This window comes from Kosakonia sp. MH5, assembly GCF_009935945.1.
Taxonomy (GTDB): domain Bacteria; phylum Pseudomonadota; class Gammaproteobacteria; order Enterobacterales; family Enterobacteriaceae; genus Kosakonia; species Kosakonia radicincitans.
Map to the genome: position 1 here is coordinate 289114 of NZ_QODH01000008.1, position 24691 is coordinate 313804.

At 52.9% G+C, this 24691-nt stretch carries 25 protein-coding genes; 13 read left to right on the forward strand and 12 right to left on the reverse strand.

Annotation, left to right across the window (positions count from 1 at the left end; all coding sequences use genetic code 11):
• Positions 1-35 precede the first annotated feature (35 nt).
• From osmY to osmV, 4 genes are read left to right on the forward strand one after another with little or no spacing between them, the layout of a single operon-like run.
• Positions 36-746 carry an osmoprotectant ABC transporter permease OsmY gene (gene osmY / locus DK872_RS20710; protein ID WP_007374882.1) on the forward strand — a complete coding sequence of 237 codons (711 nt, stop codon included), beginning with the start codon at positions 36-38 and terminating at the stop codon, positions 744-746.
• A gap of 20 nt (positions 747-766) precedes the next feature.
• Positions 767-1669 carry an osmoprotectant ABC transporter substrate-binding protein OsmX gene (gene osmX, locus DK872_RS20715; protein ID WP_007374881.1) on the forward strand — a complete coding sequence of 301 codons (903 nt, stop codon included), beginning with the start codon at positions 767-769 and terminating at the stop codon, positions 1667-1669.
• Between the two features lie 9 nt (positions 1670-1678).
• On the forward strand, positions 1679-2326 hold the full coding sequence (osmW, locus tag DK872_RS20720) for an osmoprotectant ABC transporter permease OsmW (RefSeq protein ID WP_007374880.1): 648 nt from the start codon (positions 1679-1681) through the stop codon (positions 2324-2326).
• The gene (gene osmV, locus DK872_RS20725; RefSeq protein WP_071920734.1) at positions 2326-3471 is read left to right on the forward strand and encodes an osmoprotectant ABC transporter ATP-binding protein OsmV; all 1146 of its coding nucleotides are present in this window, start codon (positions 2326-2328) and stop codon (positions 3469-3471) included. The genes osmW and osmV overlap by 1 nt, the downstream gene beginning before the upstream one ends.
• A gap of 28 nt (positions 3472-3499) precedes the next feature.
• Here osmV and bioD read toward each other — a convergent pair whose 3' ends face one another.
• From bioD to DK872_RS20740, 3 genes are all read right to left on the reverse strand, one after another.
• Positions 3500-4195, reverse strand: a complete 696-nt coding sequence (gene bioD / locus DK872_RS20730; protein ID WP_007374878.1) for a dethiobiotin synthase — start codon at positions 4193-4195, stop codon at positions 3500-3502.
• Positions 4196-4320: 125 nt separating this feature from the next.
• The gene (gene mlc / locus DK872_RS20735; protein WP_007374877.1) at positions 4321-5541 is read right to left on the reverse strand and encodes a sugar metabolism global transcriptional regulator Mlc; all 1221 of its coding nucleotides are present in this window, start codon (positions 5539-5541) and stop codon (positions 4321-4323) included.
• Between the two features lie 129 nt (positions 5542-5670).
• Complete coding sequence (locus DK872_RS20740; protein WP_007374876.1) at positions 5671-6567, reverse strand: LysR family transcriptional regulator; 897 nt, start codon at positions 6565-6567, stop codon at positions 5671-5673.
• A gap of 119 nt (positions 6568-6686) precedes the next feature.
• Between DK872_RS20740 and DK872_RS20745 the strand changes: the two genes are divergently transcribed.
• Positions 6687-7937, forward strand: coding sequence for an MFS transporter (locus DK872_RS20745; protein ID WP_035885796.1), 1251 nt, complete (start codon positions 6687-6689; stop codon positions 7935-7937).
• Positions 7938-7998: 61 nt separating this feature from the next.
• Here the strand turns inward: DK872_RS20745 and DK872_RS27640 are convergent, their stop codons facing one another.
• Positions 7999-8100 carry a KPN_01571 family protein gene (locus tag DK872_RS27640; protein ID WP_227135680.1) on the reverse strand — a complete coding sequence of 34 codons (102 nt, stop codon included), beginning with the start codon at positions 8098-8100 and terminating at the stop codon, positions 7999-8001.
• 123 nt (positions 8101-8223) lie between these two features.
• On the opposite strand from DK872_RS27640, the gene DK872_RS20750 reads away from it, so the two are divergent.
• The 3 genes from DK872_RS20750 (at position 8224) to DK872_RS20760 (ending at position 11305) form a co-directional block, all read left to right on the forward strand.
• Entirely contained in the window at positions 8224-9708 is a 1485-nt protein-coding gene (locus tag DK872_RS20750) for a carboxypeptidase M32 (RefSeq protein ID WP_007374874.1), read from the forward strand.
• Positions 9709-9872: 164 nt separating this feature from the next.
• A complete protein-coding gene (asr, locus tag DK872_RS20755; RefSeq protein ID WP_007374873.1) occupies positions 9873-10205 on the forward strand; it encodes an acid resistance repetitive basic protein Asr in 333 nt (110 codons plus the stop codon).
• Between the two features lie 272 nt (positions 10206-10477).
• Positions 10478-11305 carry a serine protease gene (locus tag DK872_RS20760; RefSeq protein WP_007374872.1) on the forward strand — a complete coding sequence of 276 codons (828 nt, stop codon included), beginning with the start codon at positions 10478-10480 and terminating at the stop codon, positions 11303-11305.
• Position 11306: 1 nt separating this feature from the next.
• On the opposite strand, the gene DK872_RS20765 is transcribed toward DK872_RS20760, so the two are convergent.
• The 3 genes from DK872_RS20765 to mdtJ all read right to left on the reverse strand — a co-directional run bounded on the left by DK872_RS20765 (position 11307) and on the right by mdtJ (position 14245).
• Positions 11307-13469, reverse strand: a complete 2163-nt coding sequence (locus DK872_RS20765) for a bifunctional diguanylate cyclase/phosphodiesterase (protein WP_007374871.1) — start codon at positions 13467-13469, stop codon at positions 11307-11309.
• A gap of 106 nt (positions 13470-13575) precedes the next feature.
• Positions 13576-13905: a multidrug/spermidine efflux SMR transporter subunit MdtI gene (mdtI, locus tag DK872_RS20770; protein ID WP_107146168.1), complete on the reverse strand. Its 330-nt coding sequence runs from the start codon at positions 13903-13905 to the stop codon at positions 13576-13578.
• On the reverse strand, positions 13892-14245 hold the full coding sequence (mdtJ, locus tag DK872_RS20775; protein ID WP_035885798.1) for a multidrug/spermidine efflux SMR transporter subunit MdtJ: 354 nt from the start codon (positions 14243-14245) through the stop codon (positions 13892-13894). Before mdtJ ends, mdtI begins: the two co-directional genes overlap by 14 nt.
• 444 nt (positions 14246-14689) lie before the next feature.
• On the opposite strand from mdtJ, the gene DK872_RS27370 reads away from it, so the two are divergent.
• Positions 14690-14908 (forward strand): hypothetical protein, encoded by a 219-nt coding sequence (locus DK872_RS27370; protein ID WP_181951277.1) that lies wholly within the window; start codon positions 14690-14692, stop codon positions 14906-14908.
• Here the strand turns inward: DK872_RS27370 and DK872_RS20785 are convergent.
• Complete coding sequence (locus DK872_RS20785) at positions 14902-15984, reverse strand: AI-2E family transporter (protein ID WP_035943637.1); 1083 nt, start codon at positions 15982-15984, stop codon at positions 14902-14904. The two genes, DK872_RS27370 and DK872_RS20785, sit on opposite strands and share 7 nt — an antisense overlap.
• Before the next feature lie 396 nt (positions 15985-16380).
• Between DK872_RS20785 and DK872_RS20790 the strand changes: the two genes are divergently transcribed.
• On the forward strand, positions 16381-16815 hold the full coding sequence (locus tag DK872_RS20790) for a hypothetical protein (RefSeq protein WP_035885801.1): 435 nt from the start codon (positions 16381-16383) through the stop codon (positions 16813-16815).
• 213 nt (positions 16816-17028) lie between these two features.
• Here the strand turns inward: DK872_RS20790 and umuC are convergent, their stop codons facing one another.
• The 3 genes from umuC to DK872_RS20805 form a co-directional block, all read right to left on the reverse strand.
• Positions 17029-18291, reverse strand: coding sequence for a translesion error-prone DNA polymerase V subunit UmuC (umuC, locus tag DK872_RS20795; protein WP_007374864.1), 1263 nt, complete (start codon positions 18289-18291; stop codon positions 17029-17031).
• A 2-nt stretch (positions 18292-18293) separates the two neighbouring features.
• Positions 18294-18713: a translesion error-prone DNA polymerase V autoproteolytic subunit gene (gene umuD, locus DK872_RS20800; protein WP_071532063.1), complete on the reverse strand. Its 420-nt coding sequence runs from the start codon at positions 18711-18713 to the stop codon at positions 18294-18296.
• A 465-nt stretch (positions 18714-19178) separates the two neighbouring features.
• Complete coding sequence (locus tag DK872_RS20805; protein ID WP_071920729.1) at positions 19179-20162, reverse strand: NAD-dependent epimerase/dehydratase family protein; 984 nt, start codon at positions 20160-20162, stop codon at positions 19179-19181.
• Positions 20163-20258: 96 nt separating this feature from the next.
• On the opposite strand from DK872_RS20805, the gene DK872_RS20810 reads away from it, so the two are divergent.
• The gene (locus tag DK872_RS20810; RefSeq protein WP_071921848.1) at positions 20259-21167 is read left to right on the forward strand and encodes a LysR family transcriptional regulator; all 909 of its coding nucleotides are present in this window, start codon (positions 20259-20261) and stop codon (positions 21165-21167) included.
• 120 nt (positions 21168-21287) lie between these two features.
• On the forward strand, positions 21288-21923 hold the full coding sequence (locus DK872_RS20815) for a LysE family translocator (protein ID WP_035885805.1): 636 nt from the start codon (positions 21288-21290) through the stop codon (positions 21921-21923).
• 338 nt (positions 21924-22261) lie between these two features.
• On the opposite strand, the gene DK872_RS20820 is transcribed toward DK872_RS20815, so the two are convergent.
• Positions 22262-23083: an oxaloacetate decarboxylase gene (locus DK872_RS20820; RefSeq protein ID WP_071920728.1), complete on the reverse strand. Its 822-nt coding sequence runs from the start codon at positions 23081-23083 to the stop codon at positions 22262-22264.
• 472 nt (positions 23084-23555) lie between these two features.
• Here DK872_RS20820 and DK872_RS20825 point away from each other — a divergent pair.
• The coding region (locus DK872_RS20825; protein WP_161518779.1) for a cache domain-containing protein at positions 23556-24691 on the forward strand (1136 nt) is incomplete at its 3' end.

A 24691-nucleotide genomic window follows, 5' to 3' on the forward strand; every position in this document is an offset into this window, starting at 1 on the left:
TGCCATAACGCATGCAAACAGGGAGAAACATTGCAATGCAACTATCCGTACTTACCCGCGCCCTGCTGTTTATCGTCGGGATCGCCATAGTTCTGGCCCTGCTGACCTGGGGAATTGGTCTGGACACCCTCAAAGCCCGCCAGGTCGATCTGCTTTATCTCGGGCAGCAGCACCTGATTCTGGTGTTCAGCTCAATGTTCTTCGCCCTGCTGGTGGGCATTCCGAGCGGTATCGCGCTTAGCCGTCCTGCCGCACGCGGCGTGGCGGAATACGTGATGCAAATCTTTAATGTCGGCAATACGCTGCCGCCGCTCGCCGTTCTGGCACTGGCAATGGTGGTGATTGGCATTGGCGATACACCGGCGATCATTGCGCTGTTCCTCGCGTCGCTGCTGCCGATTGTGCGTAACACCTACGCCGGGCTGTGCTCGGTGCCTGCGTCGTTAATTGAAGCCGCGAACGGCATCGGTATGACCAAATGGCAACGCCTGCGCCAGGTGGAGATCCCCAATGCCATGCCGGTGATCCTCTCCGGGGTGCGTATTGCCACCGCCATCAACGTCGGAACTGCGCCGCTGGCATTCCTGATTGGTGCCAGTAGCTACGGTGAATTGATCTTTCCGGGAATCTACCTGAACGACTTCCCAACGCTGATTTTAGGCGCTGCGGCCACCGCGCTGTTCGCCCTGATCCTCGACACTCTGCTGGCGGCGCTGGGCCGCTTCCTTAGCCCGCACACGGCCTGAAAACAACAAGAGGGAACCTGATGAAAAGATTGACCCGCTTGCTCGGTGCGCTTGCCGCTGCGGTCTTATTTTCCGCCAGCGCGCATGCCGCGCCGCTGATTCTGGCGACCAAAAGTTTTACCGAGCAGCACATCTTGTCGGCGATGACCGTGCAGTATCTGCAAAAACGCGGTTTCCAGGTACAGCCGCAGACCAATATCGCCACGGTGATCTCACGTAACGCAATGATCAACAAGCAAATTGATATGACCTGGGAGTACACCGGCACCTCGCTGATTATCTTCAATCACATTAACCAGCGCATGTCGCCACAGGAGTCTTACGACACGGTAAAACGCCTCGACGCGAAGCACGGACTGGTGTGGCTGAAGCCAGCCAACATGAATAACACCTACGCCTTTGCCATGCAGCGTAAACGGGCAGAAGCCGAACACATCACCACCATGTCGCAGATGGTGGCGAAGATTGAACAGATCCGTAAAACCGATCCCAAACACAACTGGTTGCTGGGGCTGGATCTGGAGTTCGCCGGGCGCAGCGACGGCATGAAACCTCTGCAACAGGCCTATGGGATGGCGCTGGATCGCCCGCAAATTCGCCAGATGGATCCCGGGCTTGTTTATAACGCCATCCGCGATGGCTTTGTTGATGCCGGGCTGGTCTACACCACTGACGGGCGCGTGAAAGGCTTCGATCTCAAAGTGCTGGAAGATGACAAAGGTTTCTTCCCGAGTTATGCGGTCACGCCCGTGGTGCGTGAAGATACGCTGAAAGCCAATCCGGGGCTGGAAGAGGCGCTGAATACCCTTTCGGGGCTGTTAAATAACGACGTCATTATGACGCTTAACGCCAAAGTGGATATTGACCACCAGACACCGCAGCAAGTCGCCCACGATTTCCTGCATGAAAAAGGGTTGTTGTAAGGAGAGCCTATGGAGACGATTCATTACATGATGGACAACGCAGGCTATCTGGCAAGCCTTACCTTCCAGCATTTGTGGCTGGTACTGCTGGCCGTTGGCCTGGCGATTATCATCGGCGTTCCGCTCGGCATTCTGATTGTGCGCCATAAGTGGCTGGCGACGCCGGTTCTCGGGCTGGCAACGCTGGTGCTGACCATTCCGTCAATTGCCCTGTTCGGGCTGATGATCCCGCTGTTTTCGCTGATCGGTCAGGGGATTGGCGCCCTGCCCGCCATCACCGCCGTTTTTCTCTATTCACTACTGCCGATTGTGCGTAACACCCACACGGCGCTGGACAGCCTGCCGCCGGGGCTGCGCGAAGCCGGACGCGGTATCGGCATGACCTTCTGGCAACGCCTGCGCTGGGTCGAAATTCCGATGGCGCTGCCGGTGATTTTCGGTGGTATCCGCACGGCTGTGGTGATGAATATCGGCGTGATGGCTATTGCCGCCGTCATTGGCGCAGGCGGTCTGGGATTGCTGTTGCTGAACGGTATTGGCGGCAGTGACATTCGTATGTTAATTGCCGGGGCGCTGATGATTTGCGTACTCGCGATTGTGCTCGACTGGTTATTGCACCGCTTACAAATTGTGCTGACGCCGAAGGGGATTCGCTAATGATTAAACTGGAAAATCTGACCAAACAATTTACGCAGAAAAACGGCCAGACAGTGAAGGCTGTCGATAACGTCAATCTGACTGTACCGGAAGGTGAAATGTGCGTACTGCTCGGCCCTTCCGGCTGCGGTAAAACCACCACGCTGAAGATGATCAACCGCCTGATTGCACCGAGCAGCGGCTCGATTTTCATCAACGGTGAAGACACCAGCGCCATGGATACCGTCACCCTGCGGCGCAATATTGGCTACGTGATTCAGCAGATTGGTCTGTTTCCCAATATGACCATCGAAGAGAACATTACTGTCGTTCCGCGCATGCTGGGCTGGGATAAAGCGCGCTGTAAAAGCCGTGCCGAAGAGTTGATGGAGATGGTGGCGCTGGATGCGAAAAAATTCCTTCATCGCTACCCGCGCGAAATGTCCGGCGGCCAGCAGCAGCGTATCGGCGTGATCCGCGCGCTGGCGGCCGATCCGCCGGTACTGCTGATGGATGAGCCATTCGGCGCGGTCGACCCCATCAACCGTGAAGTGATCCAGAACCAGTTCCTTGAGATGCAGCGCAAGCTGAAAAAAACGGTGATGCTGGTCAGCCACGATATCGATGAAGCGCTGAAGCTCGGCGATCGTATTGCGGTGTTCCGCCAGGGACGCATCGTACAGTGCGCCAGCCCGGATGAGCTGCTGGCCAAACCGGCCAATGAATTTGTCGGTTCGTTTGTCGGCCAGGATCGCACACTGAAGCGGTTGCTGCTGGTTTCCGCAGGCGACGTCACCGATCAACAGCCGACGATTACGGTGCGGGAATCCACTCCGGCGGCGGAAGCCTTTGCCACCATGGATGACAACGATATTCGCGCCATTACCGTCGTGGATTCGGCGGGTAAACCGCTGGGTTTTGTTAAACGTCGCGAAGCGCGAAACGCGCCGGGCAGCTGTTCCGATTTGCTGCATCCGTTCCGTATTACCGGGAAAGCGGAAGATAACCTGCGCGTGGTATTGTCACGGCTGTACGAAAGCAACACCAGCTGGATGCCGATTGTCGATGAGGATGGTCGTTATAACGGTGAAATTTCGCAGGACTATATTGCGGAGTATTTAAGTTCGGGCAGAACACGCCGGGTACTGAATATTCATGATGTGTAACAGAAGCCCCTCAGATGAGGGGCTTTTTTCAGGCGAGGATGCGGTCGGCAACTAACATGCCGGTCGCCATCTGCAAATTGATATATTGCGCCAGATCGCGCTGCTCGGCGCGCGGCAGATAGGGTAACTCGCCCACCAGCGGCGCGGGCAGTTTTTTGCTCAGCACATTGATAATTTCAGCATAATGCGCCAGCCCTGGGTTGATACGGTTCGCCACCCAGCCAATCAGCGGCAGACCGTCGCTGGCAATCGCCTGCGCGGTCAGCAAAGCGTGGTTAATGCAGCCTTCCTGGATACCCACCACCATCACCACCGCCATCTGCTCCTGTACCACCCACTCGGAGAGCGGGCGCAAATCATTCATCAGGCTGCGCCAGCCGCCGGTTCCCTCGACCACCACGTGATCGACTTTTTCACACAGGTTGACCAGGCCGTTAGAAAGCAGGCTGTAATTGATGGGGCAACTGTGCGCAACGCTACTTTCCTCTTCGCTCAGGGCAATCGGGTTTATCGCCTGGTAAGGTAAATCCAGCGAGGAAACGCTTTGCAGTACCAGCGCGTCTTTGTTGCGCAATCCTTCCGGCGTCTCTTTGCTTCCTTTAGCAACAGGTTTGTAACCTGCCACTGTTTTGCCGCTGGCAGCCAGCGCCTGGAGAAGCGCGCGGGATGCCACTGTCTTCCCGACAGAAGTGTCTGTACCCGTTACAAAGAAACGCTTAAGCATCTCGATTTCCACCGTTGTTCTACGAAAATATAAACCAGGAGAATAATTCAGTGGGGAAAGTCTAAGATAAGTATCATCGGCCCAGCTTGAGGTAGCGCAATTTTTACGACAACAATGTAAAAATGTTACCCCTGCAACAAACGGATAAGCAAAGATCCGTTATACATCGCGTCTTTTACCAGCGCGGCACCAGCCATCGTGCCCTGATTGGTGAACTGGGTACTCTCAACGGAAATATGCTGGCTGTATGCCGGTAACGCCTGCTGGCGAATGCAATCGGCAATAGCGGGAAAGAGAATGTCTGCCGCTTTGCTCAGCGGCGAGCCAATGAGTATTTTTTGCGGGTTGAACAAATTCACCATAATGGCAAGGATACGACCAATATTCGCCCCGACGCCGCTGATGATATCTTTCGCCAGCAAATCGCCCTGCTGCGCCGCCTGACATAACCACTCCACCGTTAACGGCTTCTGATGCAGCATTGAACTCATCGACTGGCTCATGCGTAACTGCGCCAGTTCCAGCACGCTTTCAACGCTGGCAATGGTTTCAAGACAACCGTGGTTGCCGCAATAGCAGCGCTTACCGTAAGGGTCCACCTGGGTGTGTCCAATTTCCACCAGGCTGCTGCTGCCCGCGTGCAGCAAGCGTCCGTCGGTGATCACTCCGGCGCCAACGTTGTGGTCAATCACCACCTGAATAACATCGCGCGCGCCGCGTGAAGCGCCGAACAGCGCTTCTGCCATGGTCCACGCGCTGATGTCGTGCTGCACGTAAACCGGCACGCCGGTGTGCTTCTCCAGCGTTTCACCCAGCGGCATATCTTTCACTTCCGTGTAAAACGGCATACGGTGAACGATACCATTCTCGGTATCAATGATTCCCGGCAGCGTGATGGCAATTGAGGTCAGACGCTCCAGGCGATTCTGGTGGCGGGTAAAAAAGCTGTCGATAAGGTGAATAATGCGATCCAGCAGCGGCATCTCATCGCCCAGCGGCAGTTCAAGCCGGTCTTCCACCACCAGCTTGCTGCTGAGATCGCGCAGCGAGAGAAAGATCTCCCCGCGGCTAATACGCAGCGAGAGATAGTGCCAGGCTTCGGTCTCTACCACCAACCCGACCGCCGGACGCCCACGGCTGCCCGGCTCCTGGATCTCCGTCTCCTGCACCAGATGTGCTTCCAGCATTTCACGCACAATTTTAGTAATGCTCGCCGGCGCGAGTTGCGCCAGACGCGATAAATCGATGCGCGAAACCGGGCCAAGCTGATCAATAAGGCGATAAACCGCCCCCGCGTTGGTCTGCTTAATCTGATCAATATGCCCAGGCTGACTATCAGCAACCACCTCTGACTCCCTTATTTTCGCGCTTCGAAATAAACGTTCAGCTATGGTGAAGCACTTCACCAGGCGCCGTCAAATTTTTACCCCGGCTTGTGAGTTACAGCACATTTTGCAATGACTTATGCGTAAAAATCAGCCGATTGCGGCATGTAGAAGTTGCTGCTTGAAACGCGCGGCTGCCGTTCCCTGTTCATGGTGTTTTGCCCACACCAGCCACATTTCGGAAACCGCATCCGCTTCAATAATCGGCACCCAGCGTATTTCATTGAGTTGCACCCGGTGAAACGACGCCGGGAGGATCGAGACGCCCAGCCCGGCCGCCACCAGCCCGATGATCGTCATCGCTTCGCCCACTTCCTGGGTTATGGTGGGGATTAATTGATAGCGCCGCATCAGCCCGAGGATCTCGTCATACAGGCCAGTGCCGACGTGCGGATCAAAAAAAACAAACGGCTCCTGCGCCAGTTCCTTCAGCGACACCGCCTTGCGCGCCGCCAGCGGGTGGTCACGGTGGATCATCGCCAGCAGCGGTTCACGCAAAATCACTTCCCATGCCAGCGTTTCAGGCAGCGGTGTATTGCGCATCAGCCCCAAATCCAGCGAGCCTTCATTCAGGGGAGCAATCTGCTCGCGGGTATTGATCTCCCGCGTCTGAATGTGCACATCCGGGTAGCGCTGGCGAAACGATGAGAGTGTATCGGAAACCGCCTTGATAAACGGCGCCGAAGAGGTGAAACCGATACGCAATTCACCGGTTTCCCCCTGATGCAGACGGGCAGCGCGGGCAGCGGCTTCATCGACCAGGCCCAAAATCTGTCGACTGTCGGCAAGAAACTGTTTGCCGGCGGCCGTCAGCGCGACGCTGCGGTTGGTGCGAGCCAGAAGACGCGCGCCAACCTGCTGTTCGAGCAACTGGATCTGCTGGCTCAGCGGCGGTTGGGAGATATTGAGCCGTGCCGCCGCATGACCAAAATGCAGCTCTTCGGCAACGGCGATAAAGTAACGCAGATGGCGCAGTTCGATATTCATATTTTAAAAGTATTATTTGAGATTATTAATATATTAGACAGAATATTACACCTTTCATACTCTTATGTCCGTGGTAAGCCCGTCACCAGAATCACGGGTATGAAATGTAAGGATCTCCAGTGAGTCGTACAACAACCGTTGACACCGAGCCGGCAAGCGTTGTCAACGAAATTCCTGTCGCGTTGCCGGGACAATTTATTAAACGTGGTACCCCCCAATTCATGCGCGTTACGCTGGCGCTCTTCTCCGCCGGGCTGGCAACTTTTGCCCTGCTCTATTGCGTGCAGCCGATTTTGCCGGTGTTGTCTCATGAATTTGGCGTCTCTCCTGCCAGCAGCAGTATTTCGCTGTCGATTTCCACCGCCATGCTGGCGATTGGCCTGCTGTTTACCGGCCCGCTTTCGGACGCCATCGGGCGCAAAAAAGTGATGGTTACCGCCTTGCTGCTCGCTTCCTGCTGTACCCTGCTGTCAACGATGATGACAAGCTGGCACGGTATTCTGGTAATGCGCGCGCTGCTTGGTCTGTCGCTGAGCGGTGTGGCGGCGGTCGGGATGACCTATTTAAGCGAGGAGATCCATCCGAGCTTTGTCGCCTTCTCAATGGGGCTGTACATTAGCGGCAACTCGATTGGCGGCATGAGTGGGCGTTTAATCAGCGGTGTGTTTACCGACTTCTTTAACTGGCGAATTGCAGTCGCGGTGATTGGCTGCTTTGCGCTGGCATCAGCGCTGATGTTCTGGAAAATCCTGCCGGAGTCGCGCCATTTTCGGCCCACTTCGCTGCGCCCGAAAACGTTACTGATCAACCTCCATCTGCACTTGCGCGATAAAGGGCTGCCGCTGCTGTTCCTTGAAGGCTTTTTGCTGATGGGATCGTTCGTTACGCTGTTTAACTACATCGGTTATCGCCTGATGCTGTCGCCGTGGTCGCTGAGCCAGGCGGCCGTTGGCCTGCTGTCATTGGCCTATCTTACCGGCACCTGGAGCTCGCCGCGCGCCGGGGCAATGACCAGCAAATATGGTCGCGGTCCGGTGATGATCGGCTCTTCCGCCATCATGCTGTTCGGGCTGCTGCTGACCCTTTTCTCTTCGCTGTGGCTGATTTTTCCGGGCATGCTGTTATTCACCGCCGGTTTCTTTGCCGCACACGCCGTCGCCAGTAGCTGGATCGGCCCGCGCGCGCGGCGCGCCAAAGGCCAGGCCTCATCACTCTATTTATTCAGCTACTATCTGGGTTCCAGCGTGGCCGGGACACTGGGCGGGGTTTTCTGGCACAGCTATGGCTGGAATGGCGTCGGCGGCTTTATTGCCTTGATGCTGCTGATTGCCATTCTGGTGGGCAGCCGGATCCACTCTCGTTTGCATTAATGCAACGACGAAAGAAGAGCCTCGCGTGTGCGGGGCTTTTTTTGCTCCGTGCGGATGTGCGTTAAAAGAGGCTCAAAATCGAGGTTGCGCCAACCAGTTCACGCACGGCATCCAGCGCCATCAGAGCAAAAATGATCCAGACAAAAGGATTTATGGTTGTCACTCTGTTGTCTCTTCTGCGGGTGTAAAAATCCTGTACTTCTATTATGGTACAAACTGGCCAAATGAAAGCCGGACTACTATTTCAGGTAGTTATAGAAAAAACGCTAACGAAAATAGAGGCATTATGGACAAGCAGAACTACCAGCAACTCACCCGCACTTTCCAGCGTCTGTCGCGCTTCTCACACCTCTCCGCCATCGCCAGCTGGGACATGTTCACCATGATGCCGCCAGGCGGTAGCGCAGCACGCGGCGAAGCGCTGGCTGAACTCAGCGTGCTGCAACACCAGATTCTGACCGATAAGCGTGTCGGCCAGTGGTTACAGGCGGCAAAGCAGGAGACGCTGGACGATATTGAACAGGCAAACCTGCGCGAAATGACGCGTCACTACCAGCAGGCGGCGCTGCTCCCGGAAGCGCTGGTCGAAGCACAGTCGCTGGCAGGCAGCAAATGCGAGCACGCCTGGCGCACACAGCGCCCGGCGAATGACTGGGCGGGTTTCAGCGCCAACCTGAAAGAGGTGGTCAAGCTTGCCCGCGAAGAGGCCAGCTTACGCGCAGCGGCCAAAGGCTGTTCACCGTATGATGCGCTGCTCGACAAATTCGAACCGGACATGACCAGCGCCCGCCTGGATGAACTATTTAGCGAGGTGAAAAGCTGGCTGCCGGATTTACTGAACCGCGCGGTGGCGAAACAGGCGCAGCAAACACTGATTGCGCCGCAGGGGCCGTTCCCGCAGGCCGTGCAGCGCGAGCTGGGATTGCAGGCAATGCAGGTATTGGGCTTCGATTTCAACGGCGGGCGTCTTGATGTCAGCGCGCATCCCTTCTGCGGCGGCGTCCCGGAAGATGTGCGCATTACTACGCGCTACGACGAAAATGAACTGCTGAGCGCGCTGTTCGGCGTAGTGCATGAAACCGGTCACGCCCGCTACGAACAAAACCTGCCGCGCGCCTGGGCCGGCCAGCCGATCGCGCTGGCGCGATCCACGGCGATTCATGAATCGCAAAGTCTGTTCTTTGAAATGCAACTCGGGCGCAGCGACGCGTTTCTGCGCCGCCTGCAACCGGCGATTGTCGAGAGTTTTGGTATGCAACCAGCCTTCGAAGAGGGCAATTTCATTGCCTGGAATCAGCGGGTGAAACCGGGTTATATCCGCGTTGAGGCTGATGAAGTCAGCTATCCGGCGCACGTGATCCTGCGTTACGAAATCGAACGCGCGCTGATCGACGGCGACATTGAAGTGGAGGATATTCCGGCGCTGTGGAATGAAAAAATGCAGGCCTGGCTGGGGCTTTCCACCGAAGGCAATTACCGCAATGGCTGCATGCAGGATATTCACTGGACCGATGGCGGATTCGGTTACTTTCCCTCCTACACGCTGGGCGCCATGTACGCCGCGCAACTCTTTCATGCGGCACGCGTGGCCCTGCCAACGCTTGATGAGGCCATTGCGCAAGGTGATTTTAGCGCCCTGTTCGACTGGTTGCGGCAGAATATCTGGCAGCACGGTAGCCGCTTCAGCACCTCGCAACTCATTGAAAATGCAACAGGAGAAGCATTGAATGCCGATTATTTCCGCCAGCATTTGACCCGCCGTTATCTCTGATGACATCGCGCCGGAACCCCCGTTTCGGCGCGGTACATCACGTTTGTACATTCCGTTACACGCCGATACCAATCACTCACGGAAACCTCGCATTTACAGGGATATAGTTCTTTCAACGGCCCCGCAGTGGGGTTGAATGATGAAACCAATTCGAGGATATCGGAATGAAAAAAGTATTAGCTCTGGTTGTTGCCGCTGCTATGGGTCTGTCTTCCGCTGCATTCGCTGCTGACACCGCTGCCACCTCTCAGGCTCCGGCTGCTGCTCCGACTGCTACCACCGCTGCACCGGCTGCTACCGCAACTAAAGCTCCGGCTAAAAAAGTGCACAAAAAACACAAAAAAGCTGTAGAGCAGAAAGCTCAGGCTGCAAAAGTGAAAAAACATCACAAAAAAGCAGCTAAACCGGCAGTAGAGCAGAAAGCACAGGCTGCTAAAAAACACAAAAAACACGTTAAACACACTGCAACTAAACCGGCTGCACAACCGGCTGCATAAGTAAACGTGTCTGATTCCGGCGTCCTTAACGGCACGCTGTGACAAGTCGGCGCTGAGCCCTTCGGGTGAGGCGCCGTTTTTCTCTGGAGGGCATATGCTGCGACGTTATCGTTTTGAACTGATTCTGTTAATGCTGATTATTTGCGCGCTTATTGCCATCCGTTTTTATCTTTACTGATGTAGCACGCTGATTTTACTCCCACTTTCCTCGCGTCCCGTCTATATTTATCTGGGCTTACGTTAATAATCATAATTACCCACCAGAGTGTGATATGCGAAAAACTGTTGTGCTGATGCTGGGATCGCTGTTTCTGTTTTCCGCTGCTGGTCATGCTGACGATGGCGAGGATGACGCGGTTAACGCCCGTGATGTAAAAACGCTTTTTTTTGGTCATGACGATCGCGTCCCGGTTCCCACGCCGACCAAAGCGCCGTGGGATGCTATCGGCCAGCTGGAAACCGCCAGTGGTAATCTGTGTACTGCCACCCTTATCTCTCCGCACCTGGCGCTGACCGCCGGACACTGCCTGCTGACGCCGCCGAACGGGAAAGCAGACAAAGCCGTCGCGCTGCGTTTTGTTTCGCAAAAAGGGACCTGGCGCTATGAAATTCACGGTATTGAAGGGCGTGTTGACGCCTCGCTCGGTCATCGTCTGAAACCCGATGGCGATGGCTGGATCGTTCCCTCTTCCGCCGCATCGTGGGATTTCGGTCTGATCGTCTTGCGTTATCCGCCGTCCGGCATTACACCGCTACCGATCTTTGTTGGCGATAAAGACGAACTGACAGCGGCGCTGAAAACGGCCAACCGGAAAGTGACGCAGGCAGGCTATCCGGAAGATCATCTGGATACGCTCTACAGCCACCAGGATTGTACGGTCACCGGCTGGGCGCAAAGTAGCGTGCTGTCGCACCAGTGCGATACCCTGCCCGGCGACAGTGGTTCACCATTGATGCTGAAAACCGACGCAGGCTGGCAGTTGATTGCCGTACAAAGCTCAGCACCGGCGGCAAAAGATCGCTGGCGCGCCGATAACCGCGCCATCTCCGTAACCGGTTTTCGTGACAAGCTGGAAGCGCTGGCCAAAGAGAGCGAGTGATTCAGCCCAGCCGCTGCAAACGCAGTTGCAGGATGTCGTGCAGCGGCATCGGTTCACTGAAGTAATATCCCTGAAGCTGATCGCAACCGGCCAGTCTTAACAGTTTCATCTGCTTTTCATTCTCCACCCCTTCCGCCACCACCTGCATGCCCAGCGCGCTGGCGATGCGGATAGTCCCGCTCACTAGCGCCGACGCCTGCTCATCATCGTCCACCAGCCCGGCCAGTGATTTATCAATTTTGATGGTGTCGAAATTAAAACGACGCAGATAACCAATGCTGGAGTAGCCAGTACCAAAATCATCCAGCGCCACCGCCGTGCCCAGCGCTTTTAAGTTGGCAATGGCCGAACGGGCGCGCTCGGGATTTTCCAGCACGTAGGTTTCTGTTACTTCCAGTTGCAGGCGGTGCGCCGGAAAGCGGCAGGTCTCCAGCACGCTGGAGACTTTGTTCTCGAACTCCGGATCGCGAAACTGCGCTGGCGAGATATTCACCGATAATTTCAGATCCTCTATCGGCTGGAGATCGCTGCAAGCGCGGCGCAGGACAAACTGTCCCAGCGAGTAAATCAGCCCGCTGGTCTCTGCAATCGGAATAAATTCATCCGGTTTTAGCTCCCCGGCAGGACGTCGCGGCCAGCGCGCCAGTGCTTCGATGCCCACCATCATCTGGCTTCGGGCATCGACAATCGGTTGATACCAGACATCAAACTCCTCACGCTCCAGCCCATCGCGGATATCACTTTCAATCAATAATTGCCGCTCGCGAGCGCTGTTCAGCGCCGCGTCATAATGCGTTAGCCTGTCTTTGCCGGTAATTTTCGAATGGTACATCGCAATATCTGCGCGGCGAAACAACTCGGAACTGGAGCATTCCAGCAGCGTGCCGCTGGCGATGCCGATGCTGGCGCCAATGTGGATGGTGCGTTTACCAATGCGCACAGGATGATTCAGGTATTGCAGGACGTTATTGGCAAAGTCGGTGGCCTTCTCCACCGACCACGGCCCGCTCAGGGTCATGGCAAATTCGTCGCCGCCCATCCGCGCCAGCATGCCGTCAGTCGGCACTTTCTCACGCAGGGTCTGGGCAATGGTGACAATCAGACGGTCGCCAACATCGTGCCCGTAGATATCATTCACATCTTTAAAACCATCCAGATCGATAAACACCACGCTTATCGTATCCGGATCGCCCATCGCGCCCAGTTTTTCGATGTTTTCGATGAGCGCCCGGCGGTTGGGTAACCGGCTGAGCCAGTCCGTCAGGGCGATTTTGCGCGCCAGCCTTTCCCCACGCGCCAGCTTGTACAGCCCGGCGCTGCTCAGCACGATAAACAGCAGGATCAACCCGGACGCCAGCATCGCAATCTGGCGAATATTCGACGCCGCCGCCCGCGCGGCTTCTGCGCCCGGCAGACGCGGCGTCCAGCTCAGATAGCCGAGCTCCTCGCCCGCCGAGTCACGCAGCGGAACGCTACTGGCGGCGGTTTTCTGCGGTGACAGGCGTAAGTCTGTAATCTGGAAGGTTTTGCCAAGGTCGCTGAGGATCTGCGCATCCAGATGGCGGGTAATCACCAGATAGCGGCGAGTGCCGTCGTAAACCTCAAGACGGCCAACCATCGGGCGCACCAGCCCGATACTGATAAACGCCACGCCGTCCCGGGTCTGCGTAATCCCGGCGTAGACCTCTTTCCCGGACTGAAGCAACTGGTTATGACCGCGGATCAGCGCCCGCAATCCACTGCCAAAAAAAGTGAGATCGCGCTCCGTGAAAAGTTGGCTGCGAAACGCGCCCCACAGCACATTGAATTGCTCATCCAGCACAAAGGTGCCGTCATACAGATTGTTGATTTTATAACCAGCCCCCCAGGTGTTGTACAACCACTGCGTATCCAGTTGTGGCCGATAAACTTCCCGCACCGCATCGTCCCAGACGCCATTATCAATCACCAGCGAGCGGATTCGGTTAACCGACGTCTGAATCGCGCCCTGCACCGCGAGCGCAGTGCGGTGCTCATCAATTTCATTGGCTTTGCTGCTGATTAAATTCAACGAGAGGTAAAGCAGTGCAACAACGGAGACGATTAAGCCAATCCCCGCCATAAAGGTCATGACAAATAACGTCCTTGCGCCAGGAATATTGCGCCAGCTAAACGGATTGAACATTCATCGCCCCCTGCAGGTGGCTGAAAAAGTCGCGTTGCGTTAGTTATTGAGTAAAGCGTAATACAGACTGCAAAATTCGCTGCCCGTAAACGCGGGCAGCGTCACATTATGCGAGTTTAATCAGCAACATACCCATAATTAACAGCAGCAGACCAAACCAGCCTTTACGGTTCAGGCGCTGGCCGAAGAGGATCCAGCCCGCCGCCAGCGTAGCGACAATACCAAATCCGCCCCACAGCGCATAGGCCACGGAAAGATCGATCCCTTTCACCGCCTGTGACAGCGCGCTAAACGCCGCCAGCACCGCCAAAAGCGACCCGCAACCGTACAGTTTGCGACGAAAACCGTCAGAGAATTTCAGAAAGATATTCGCCACGATCTCCAGCCCAATCGCCATCACCAGCCAGAGAGCGTGGATCCACTCAAACGGCTGCATGATTGCGCTCCTGACGCGGCTTACGCGTCCCGGATTTAATCAGCACAATGCCCAACACCAACGTTGCCAGCCCGATCACTTTTAATACCGGGAGTTGTTCATCAAAAAGAAATACGCTGAACAGGGTAATGAATAATATGCCAATGCCTTCCCACATTGCATACGCCACACCGAGGGCTATTTTTTTCACCGCAAATGACAGAAAAATATACGACAGCGCAATCATGGCCAGCATTAGAATAAACCCTGTCTGGCTATCGTTGACGCTGGCCCATTTCATTGACAATGTGCCGGTTATTTCAGCAATAATTGCTAAGATCAGTAATATCCAATAAATCATTTTTTCTCCTGCTTGAGAATATATACCCTTGCGCGGCTTACCGCAGCGCGGGAAACCGGAAAAACAGCAATATCAGCCGGACGCAGCGCGCCAGCACAGGCAGGAGGAGACTATAGCGCCGAGCGCCAGTATTGTTCACCCGCAAGCGGGCAGCAGGAGGAGTGGTGACGGGAAAAAACAGAATTGAAAATGCTGAACAGAATGTCCATATAATTACAATTATCCGCGAATTGCTTCTCATCATGCGGATGAAAATTGTCCTCAGTCGTTAAACACCGCTTATTTCTATCACAGCCCAGGATTTTACTCAAAAGCTTTTCAATTCTTTACTCTGCTATGGAATTTATATTATTTTTGCAGTGCGTGGTTTTCTTTTTATACCGCCTTTATATCAGGCGATAAATAATCCTCTTCAGCCGGTAATAACTCACGATGAGGAAATATATGTCACGTTGCCAATCGTGCGGCCATAGTTGGGAGATGGCGCCCAACGAATACGACAATGTTTACCACGGCTACGTGCATCGCGTTTTATGGCCGGTTTTCCATAACCGCCCCGACTTAGCCCGCTACCAGAAAGCCTGGTTTATAACCTACAAAACCTGTACGCGAACGGTGGCCTGCACCCTTTACGGCATCTTTGCCGCGCAGCGCCTTTATTGAGGCGGCGTTGGCGGGCTGTTTTTTGCAACGCTCGCCCGCGCTTCCGCCAGCAAATTCCACGAGGTGATAAACAGCGCAGCAATCATGGGCCCAAGGACAAAACCATTAATGCCGAAGAATTGCAGGCCGCCCAGCGTGGTCAGCAGAATCAGATAATCCGGCATGCGGGTATCTTTCCCAACCAGCAACGGACGCAGAAGATTGTCGGCCAAACCAACGACGATCACGAAGTAGAGCGTCAGCACCGTTGCCGTAACAAACTCGTCGGTTGAATAGAGAAAAATCACCGCCGGGATCCAGACAATCGCCGTTCCCACCGCCGGGATTAACGACAGGAATGCCATCAGCGCCGCCCACAGCAGGCTGCCGTTGAAACCGGCAAACCAGAAACCGATGCCGCCCAGCGCGCCCTGAACGATGGCAACCACCAGCGTCCCTTTTACCGTAGCTCGCGCCACACCGGCGAATTTCAAAAACAGGCGACGCTTAATGGTCGCCGTCAGCGGCATAACTTCGTAGATCTGGCGCACCAGCGTGGCGCCATCTTTCAGCAGGAAGAACAGCAGATAGACCATCAAACAGAAGCTAACGGTAATGCCCAGCGTACCTTTGCCAATGATCACCGCGCTGCCCGCCAGGTAACGCCCGACGCTCAACGCTACGCCGGAGAGTTTTTCCCGGATTGCATTCACCGAATCAAAATCATTGTCGCGCAGATAGCCCTTCGCCCAGTCCGGCAGATGTGCAATGCCATTACTTAATAGCTGCGGCAGATCGGTCGCGTTATTTTGCAGACGCTGGTACAGACTGTTGATCTCCACGGCCAGTGAAGAGAGCACCATCATCATTGGGATAAACACAATCACGCAAATCAGCAACACAGTGATCAACGAGGCAATGCCGTTACGCCCGCGCAACCATACCGAGAGCTGCATGCGCAGCGGATAGAAAATCAACGCCAGGATGATCGCCCAGATAATCGCGGAATAATAGGGCTGGATCAGGCCGAAAAACGCCACGCTGACCAGCAATAATAAAATGATAAAAAAGAACTGATTACTTTTAAGTGTTGACATCGGCCCGTCCAATGGAGAAACAACCATTAAGTGTAGTGCCTTACTCATTGATTGTAAAAACAATCCCCTGCCCTGACGGTTGTACACCGCTAATAACCTTTCCCTTTTTTATCAACTGCACGCCATCAGGATTTTCGTACTCAACGCGTATTTAAGAATGAGACGATAAATCGATGCCCTATTGCCGCTTATGATGACGCCACCGAATTGCGCCAGACAACACCAGGAATAGTGCATCGGCTATCTGGCTAACTGGTGGGGAAAAAGCAGTTGGTTAATATTGGCGACGCAGTAACACATTGTCGGGTTGTTTTATCCGTTATCTGTCTATTGTCGTGATAAGCATAGAAGCACCTTTAAATCAAAAGGTTATATTTCACAAAGAGGAGATACAGTATGACCATTGTAATGCTCATGTCTACCGATGCCGATATTGTTAACACGCAACTGAATGCCGCCTGGAACCCCATCACGAATCGCTATACGTGGGCACAGGTCAGTTCCATGAATTTAAATATTATCAACGGCGCGACCATTGTGGTTATTGCCCATGGTAATGGTACGGAAATTGGCAACGCGGCTCCGGGCGTTGTTGATGTTAATGCCGAAACCTTTCTTGCTCTGGTTCAGGGAAATATGGCGAATAACGCCGTTCCGGCAAGAATTTATATTTCCTCTTGCGGTCCGGGCATCGCAGAGTTTGCCGCTAATGTGCGGATAGCGGCGCAGAATAATCAGATTTGGCACAACACGCGTATTTTTGGTCATAGCGATCCGGTTTCCGGCCCGGTACCGCCCGCCAACGATATCCGCTGGACGCGAATTTTTTAAGCTATCGCTAGTACATGATGCCAGGCGGTGGTTGACACGGCCTGGCATCCCCGCCGCATAAATTTCATGTGACTTCAGTAGCTTTATTATTTTCTGCCGCAAGCGGCTTGCTCTCTTCACTATAATGGTGGTTTGACGCCGAATGAATCAGAACGCTTGTTCTGGAAATCTCTAAAGCCGTGGCCAATTTTTGTTGACCACTACAACTAGTTTTTATTTAGCGACAGGCAGGTCTGAATAGCGCGTAGTATAAGATGGTGATAGCATTTCACGCTTCATTGCCCAAGGTTTCTGGATGCCTTGACCAGCAAACCAGACCTTTCCTTTTCCTGACGAGTTAATGCCGTCGATTACCGCCATCAGTGCAGTGCTATTAGCCTTTGGGGCGGTATCATCAAACAAATTAAGCTGTGCAGTGCCACGACTAAAAAAGTCAGCAAGCATTACGCCAGCTTTCATGTAGCGATAACCATCGACCCATATCCGGTCTAGTGATTCTGTAGATGCACGTATAATGTCACGCGTATCATTAGATGGTATCGATAGTTTCGTAGATGATTGGTTCTCATAATAAATTTCATTATCTGCGTGCGGGCTGGTGCGTAGAAATACGCTGACAAAAGCACAAAACTGGTGTTCGCTACGCAATTTTGCTGCGGCGCGTTCAGCATAGGCGCAGACAGCCTGGCGCATATCTGCATACTCGGTAATACGATACCCAAAAGAGCGGCTGAACATAATCTGTTGTTTATCCGGCACGAATTCCTCAAGCTCCAGGCACGACTCACCGCGCAGCTCACGCAGCGTTCTTTCCAGAACAACGTTGAAATGTTTTTTGATTACCCAAGGTGAGCTATTGGCTAAGTCCAGCGCTGTATTGATCCCCATATTGTTCAGTTTTTTGCTGATGCGCCTTCCTACACCCCATACATCCTCCACAGGCACTCGTTCTAACAGCTTCCGCTGACGTGATATATCGGATAGATCAACCACGCCACCCGCACTCGCCCATCGTTTTGTTGCGTAATTTGCTAATTTTGCTAACGTTTTGGTTTGCGAAACTCCGATTCCGATCGTGAGCCCGGTATTTTTAAGTACCTGGTTCCGCACGGCCTTCCCAAAATCTGTCAGCGACATGTAGCTGGCTATGCCGGATAAGTCGATAAAGGCTTCATCAATTGAATAGATCTCGATGGCTGGCGCCATCTGCGTCAGCGTCTGCATAACCCGCGCACTGAGGTCAGCATAAAGAGCATAGTTCGAGCTGAATACGTGCACTTCAGATGAGAACGTTTTATTTTTCAGTTTGAAAAAAGGCTCTCCCATGGCGATGCCAAGCGCTTTTGCCTCTGCTGAACGCGAAATTACGCAGCCGTCGTTGTTAGAGACCACTACCACGGGTTTTCCCTTTAAATCCGGGCGGAATACCGTTTCACAGGACGTATAAAAGCTGTTGACGTCGGCCAAAGCAAACATCGTCATTTATGTGACTTCACTGAAAATGTTACTACACCAAATATTTCTAGATCTTCTGGGTTATGAAACGTAATGGGTGAGTAATTGCTATTGTGTGGAACCAGGCGTAAGACAGGATGAGTACGTAGTTCCTTGACAGTAAACTCCCCAGCTACAGCAGCAATCACAATATCGCCATGGCTTGCCGACAGCGAACGATCAACTACCAGAAGATCACCATCCCCAATTCCAGCACCAGTCATGGAGTCACCGCTGACTTTAATAAAATATGTGGCGCAAGGATGGGCTATCAAAAGCGTATTGAGATCCAGCCTATCTTCAACATAGTCTTGCGCGGGACCAGGAAAACCACAAGGTACCCGCTCCGTAAAGAGAGGAAGATGGATAGAGGGGGCAATCTCTAAGGGATAAAAAAGCTGCATAATGAGGAACTCAATATAACTGTATTTATATACAGTATCTCTGATTTTTTCGCACGTTCAACCTTCTTCTAAGAAGGTTTTCGGAACCGTTTGAAGTTGCGAGGTATTTAGGTTTTACCGTGTGAGCAGCAAGCCGGGAAAGTTTGCTTTTCACTACAGTCACTGGTCACTGGTCACTGGTCACTGGTCACTGGCACGATAGCTCTGATTTTCCGGTTTTCGGTCCCTGATTTATTCCAGCCGGTGCATGAATACAGCACGGGACAGCGCGTTACGCAGGCTTCACCTTAATTCAGCCCCGCCTGTACCCGCCGACGCAGTGAAGTGACCTGTACACGGTTGATTATCACAAGCCAGTGTTAGTCCTACATCTGATACACAATGGCTTAAAGAACCGCTCCTTGCTCAAAGCCGGCCTGGCTATATCTGGATTTGCCACTTTGTGCCAGAAACGATCTGATCCGCTCATAAACGCGTGAATGACGCGTGATTAATGCAGCCCTGGCCGATTAACGTAGTCCGCACGGCCTCAATCAGCGGGGTATGCGGTTCGTGGCCTAAAAAGTCGATCAGTTTTGCATTGTCCATCTGTATCGGCTGTTCCCATAAATACCGCATCTCGCGCATCTCACGCAGCGTGGTATTGAACGGCGCCATCGCAAAGATAAGCCACCAGGGAAAAGAGGTTATCTTCGCTTTAATACCCGCAAATTGTGCGACACTTTTTATGGCTGCTGCCATCGCCGTACCATCGGCATCCCAGTGCCCCCGCATATGAAAACAGGCAAACGGTTCGAGTTGCTCCCGACGCGCCAACAGCGCAGACAGCGTTTCGGCGACATCCGGCAGATAGGCCCACTGATGGCCTGTTCCGGCTTTACCCGGATTTTTAATTGTCCGGGGGAGTTTACCTGGCGTGATCCATCCCTGTGAAAACCAGTTGTTGCCTGCGTCAGGGCCAAAGAAATCACCGGCCCGCAGAATCAGCACTTTTCCGCCACGCTGCGTGTAGGCGTTCAGTGCCTTCTCCATTTGCACCCGTATGGCCCCTTTTCTGGTGACAGGATTTTGGGGAGAGTCTTCCCGTAAAAGTGGAAAGGCGTCCGGACCGTAGTTGTAAACGGTGCCAGGGAGAACGATTAAGGCACCGTTTCGCTCCGCCGCATTGATGGTGTTCTGTAACATCGGCAAAACCAGTTGCTCCCAGTTTCGATAACCTGGCGGATTAACGGCATGGACAATCACACTACACTCTGACGCCGCCGCCGCGACCTGCTCAGCATTCAGCGCGTCACCCGTTATCCACGGCATATTTGCGGGCTCTTCATTTTGCGGAGCGCTGCGGCGCAGTGCATGAACGTCCCATTTTTCGCGAATGAGTTTACGGGCGATTTCGCCACCGATTCCGCCTGTTGCGCCCAGTACGAGTACCTTGTTTCTGTTTTTCATCGCCTTGCCTTTACCGGATGTGTGTGCTTGACATCGTAGTGTTTGCGCGGGCTAAATGTAATTGCATGACATCAGGTAGCAGGTATGCATTTTTGTATGACTATAAATATTCCATGGGAATGGTATCGAACCTTCCTGGCGGTGATGAAAGAAGGCTCCCTGTCGGGGGCCGCCCGTATGCTTGCCATTACCCAGCCCACTGCGGGGCGCCACATAGCAGCACTGGAATCCGCCCTTGGCCTGGTTTTGTTTACGCGGTCGCAGACTGGCCTGCAACCCACGGATGCGGCAGCCGCGCTGCAAGGCCATGCGCAAGCGATGGAAAACACGGCCAATATGATTGCGCGAACGGCCGCCAGCTTCAGCACGCACACCGCCGGGTTGCATGGCGTGGTACGCGTTTCTGCGAGTGAAATTATCGGCACGGAAGTTCTTCCTTCCCTGATTGCACGAATCAAAGAGGATTATCCGCAGCTTACAATTGAATTGGTTCTCTCTAACCGAATGCAGGATTTATTGAACCGGGAAGTGGATATTGCGGTACGCATGACCACACCGGTGCAGGAGCAACTGATCGCACGTCGGTTGGGCCGTATTGAAATTGGTCTGCATGCATCACATTCCTATCTGGCCCGGCATGGTGAACCGGAAAGTATTGACGAGCTGTTCAGCCATCCGCTTGTGGGCTTTGATAAAATGACGCCGTTTATTTTACAGGCACTGAAACACTACCCTCAGCTGAACCGTGAAGCATTTACCTTACGAACTGACAGTGATGTGGCGCAGTTGAACCTTATTCGCGCAGGTGCGGGTATAGGGATGTGTCAGGTTCAACTGGCCGATTTTCCTGTCCCATTAAAGCGGTTGATGCCTGATTTCTTTGCGTTCCGTCTTGATACCTGGCTGGTGATGCATGAGGACTTGCGCCACAGTCAGGCCTGTAAAACGGTATTCGATATTCTTGCCGGGGGCTTACAGGCGTATATCAATAAGGCAGGTTTGTGACACGCAGTACAGGAAATCAAGGCGTTGTCGTTCTCGAATGAGTGCGAGATTCAATGCTATTGTTTCCGCTTAATTTGACGGCTTTCAAGAATTCCCTCATGTTCACAAAGGAGTCGACTTATGCAACATCTCCCCGAGATTATTGGCATTGCAACGGCACTCGCCGCTGGCGCTGCAAGCCCGGGTCCGAGCTTCGTGATGGTGGCACGCACATCGGCAAGTATGGGCCGACTCAACGGCTTGCTAGCCGCGTTGGGGATGGGGGTTGGAGGATTGATTTTTGCAACAGCATCGTTGCTGGGACTTCATGGCGTTTTGCTTGCAGTCCCGTCGTTATATTTGCTCCTGAAAGTTGGCGGTGGTCTTTATCTGGCTTATTTAGGCTTCCGTATCTGGAGGGGCGCTCGTACCCCTCTTGTTGCTGAAGTTCAGCTGCATGATCGGTCAATTCCACTCTCTTCACGATTTCTGTTCCTGGGCCTTACCACTCAACTCAGTAATCCGAAAACGGCTATTGTCTATGCCAGTGTTTTTGCCGCCTTTCTTCCACCAGATAGCGCTCTCTCCTTTAAGGTTGTCATTGCATTGCTCGTCTTTTTAATCGAAGCCAGCTGGTATGCGCTTGTCGCGATTGTTCTTTCTGCGTCTAAACCTCGAAATTTGTACCTTCGCGGAAAAGCGTGGTTTGACCGGGCCGCAGGTGGCGTGATGATGGCCCTTGGGATTAAGTTAGTGACTTCATATGAAGGAACATGAAGACGGCCACGTCTCTACCCTTAATGCCATTTTCCGTGAAGTTCTGCTTTTTCCCGGTACGCTCTCGTTACGGTAAATTGACGTAACAAATGAAAAAGTTTCTGGTGCTGATTGTGAGTTTCGTCGTTATCAGTACTACCAGCGCAGCACCGGCGGGTGGCCTCGCACAACGTAAGGGCACCCTCTCCCCTTTTTGAACATTGAATATACGTTTTGTGCCAGAGCAGTCGTTGCGAACATCAGTTCGTGTTAATCAATGGAGAGCAGCTCAAAGCGGGCACTGAATCAATGGAAAAACAGAGAAATTGTGCATACTGTCAGGCCTGCTAATAAACTGATTATTGATTAGTTTTTTCGAAAAAAGCCTCAAGCTCTGAAAAACTGATGGCATGTTTTGCATAAGAAAAAGTGCCATTACCACTGATTTCTCGTGCAGCCTGAACAAACACTCCATAGGCGAGCCGGGCCATTGAGGCTCCCACGCTTATACGCCGGACTCCGGCATGTGAAAGTTCTTCAACACTGTAAACATTTCCGGGCAAGCCCATGACAACATTCACCGGTTTTGTAACAGACCTGCAGAGGGTATGAATCATAGAAAGATCATGAATTCCAGGGGCATAGAGGACATCTGCGCCTGCTTTTTCGAAGGCCTGAAGTCTCAGAATTGTTTCATCAAGATCCTCATTGCCCCACATGAAATTTTCAGCGCGCGCAGTAATAACAAAATCAGGATCACAAATATCACGTGATTCAGCCGCTGCCGAAATCCTCTCGGCTGCAAGACTTAAATCGAAGACAGGATGTTCTGGTCGGCCGGTATAATCCTCAAGGGAACAGCCTGCAAGTCCGGCATCCACGGCAATCTTAATGGTTTCAGCGGCGCTATCCGGACTGTCACCTGTTCCTTTCTCCAGATCGGCTGACACCGGCAGAGAGGTTGCTGCTGCGATGTTCCGGCAATGATGGATTGTCTGTTGCCAGGAAACCTGACCTTCTGCCACCCCCAGAGAAAAGGCAAGGCCAGCACTGGTTGTGGCGAGGGCCAGAAAGCCCATTTTTTCAAGTATTCTGGCTGTGCCAATGTCCCATGGATTAGGAATGACAAAGGTATTTCCGGATTCGTGAAGAAGACGAAAAGCTTTGCTTTTGTCGCTCATAAATCTCTCATGACTTCTGCTGTTCTTCCTGATTAACGATATACCATAAATACTGCATTGAAATTCTATTTCTCATAACAACCCATACGATGTATCGATGATCACACCCGCAGAACGCTTTCGCCGGTGTATTGCCAGTTCAGGCTCCCCCTCCCGTCACTGTTGCGTGATAACTGGAAAATTATGCGAATACTCTCCCGGACGTGATTACAATCGTTGGCACGTCACTGGTTGTCTGAAACCAGCCCTCCTGTATCGGTATCAATGTTGCGTATAATGACGCAGTGCATATTAATGTTTTATTTATCAGACAATTCAGTTCATTATACTAAAAGTGGGATATATATAATATATATATCAATATTATCGATTAATTCTTTCTCTTTAATTTCCGATAAAAAGATTAAGCGCAGCCTGATACCGAAAGGCCTGCGCAATACCTGCCTATACAACAACAACAGGTTAGCATGCTATGAAATTATCCTTTGCGCATAAACTGTGGCTTCCACTTGCTGTCGCACTGCTAAGCCTTGCCGGGTCATTATTCTTTGGCTCAGTAAAAATTAAAGATGACCAGCTGGCGCTACGAAAAAAGGAATTAATGTATGTTTCCCAGTTAGCCCTTAACGTGGTGAAAACGCAGGCTGCACTTGTTGATAAGGGGCTGATATCAAAAGAGGAAGCACAACAGCGTTCAATCCAGATCATTAAAGACTTACGTTATGGCGACACAGGATATTTTACTATTCTGAATAACCAGGCACGGGTCATTATGCATCCCATTAATGCCGCGTTAATTGGCAAGGGGCCGGATGTTGCCGATGTCAATGGCGTCTATATTTACAGAGATATGGTCACGGTGACGAAGGATGGCCATGATGGTTACACCGCCTATAATTTTCCGCGGCCGGGAGACACCGAACCAAAGCCCAAAATTGCCTACAACATTCCCTGGGTTCCCTGGGGATGGATTATTACGACGGGTCTTTATGTTGATGATATCCATGAAGCATTTCTGGGTTCTGTTTATCAGAACCTGGGAGAATTTATTGTCATCAGCATCCTGCTCTCGGTGCTGGTTTATATGATTAACCGCAGCACGCTGAAAACACTGGGCGGAGAACCGCGTTATGCGGCTGAGGTTGTATCGCGAATTGCCGCCGGGGATTTATCGCAGAGCGTAAATAAAAAAGCCAGTGATAACGCCAGCCTGTTACATGAGATGGGGGTGATGCGCGAGCAACTGACTTCCGTTATTGCGGAGATCCGCGATGGTGCTGAGAGGATCAACACCAATACCCAGGATATTGTCGCCGGTAATCAGGAAATTGCCGGGCACACCGATCAGCAGGCGGTATCTCTGGAAAGAACCTCCTCCAGCATGGAAGAGATCACCGCAGCCGTAAAACAAAATGCTGAAAACGCAGGACAGGCGCGTGAACTGGCGCGTGGCGCGGTAGATATTGCCTCGCGCGGGGGTGTGATGATGCAGAATGTCAATGACACCATGAACGGTATTTCTGAAAGCGCCGGTAAAATTGCCAGTATCATCGATGTGGTAAACAGCATTGCTTTTCAAACCAACATTCTCGCGCTGAATGCGGCAGT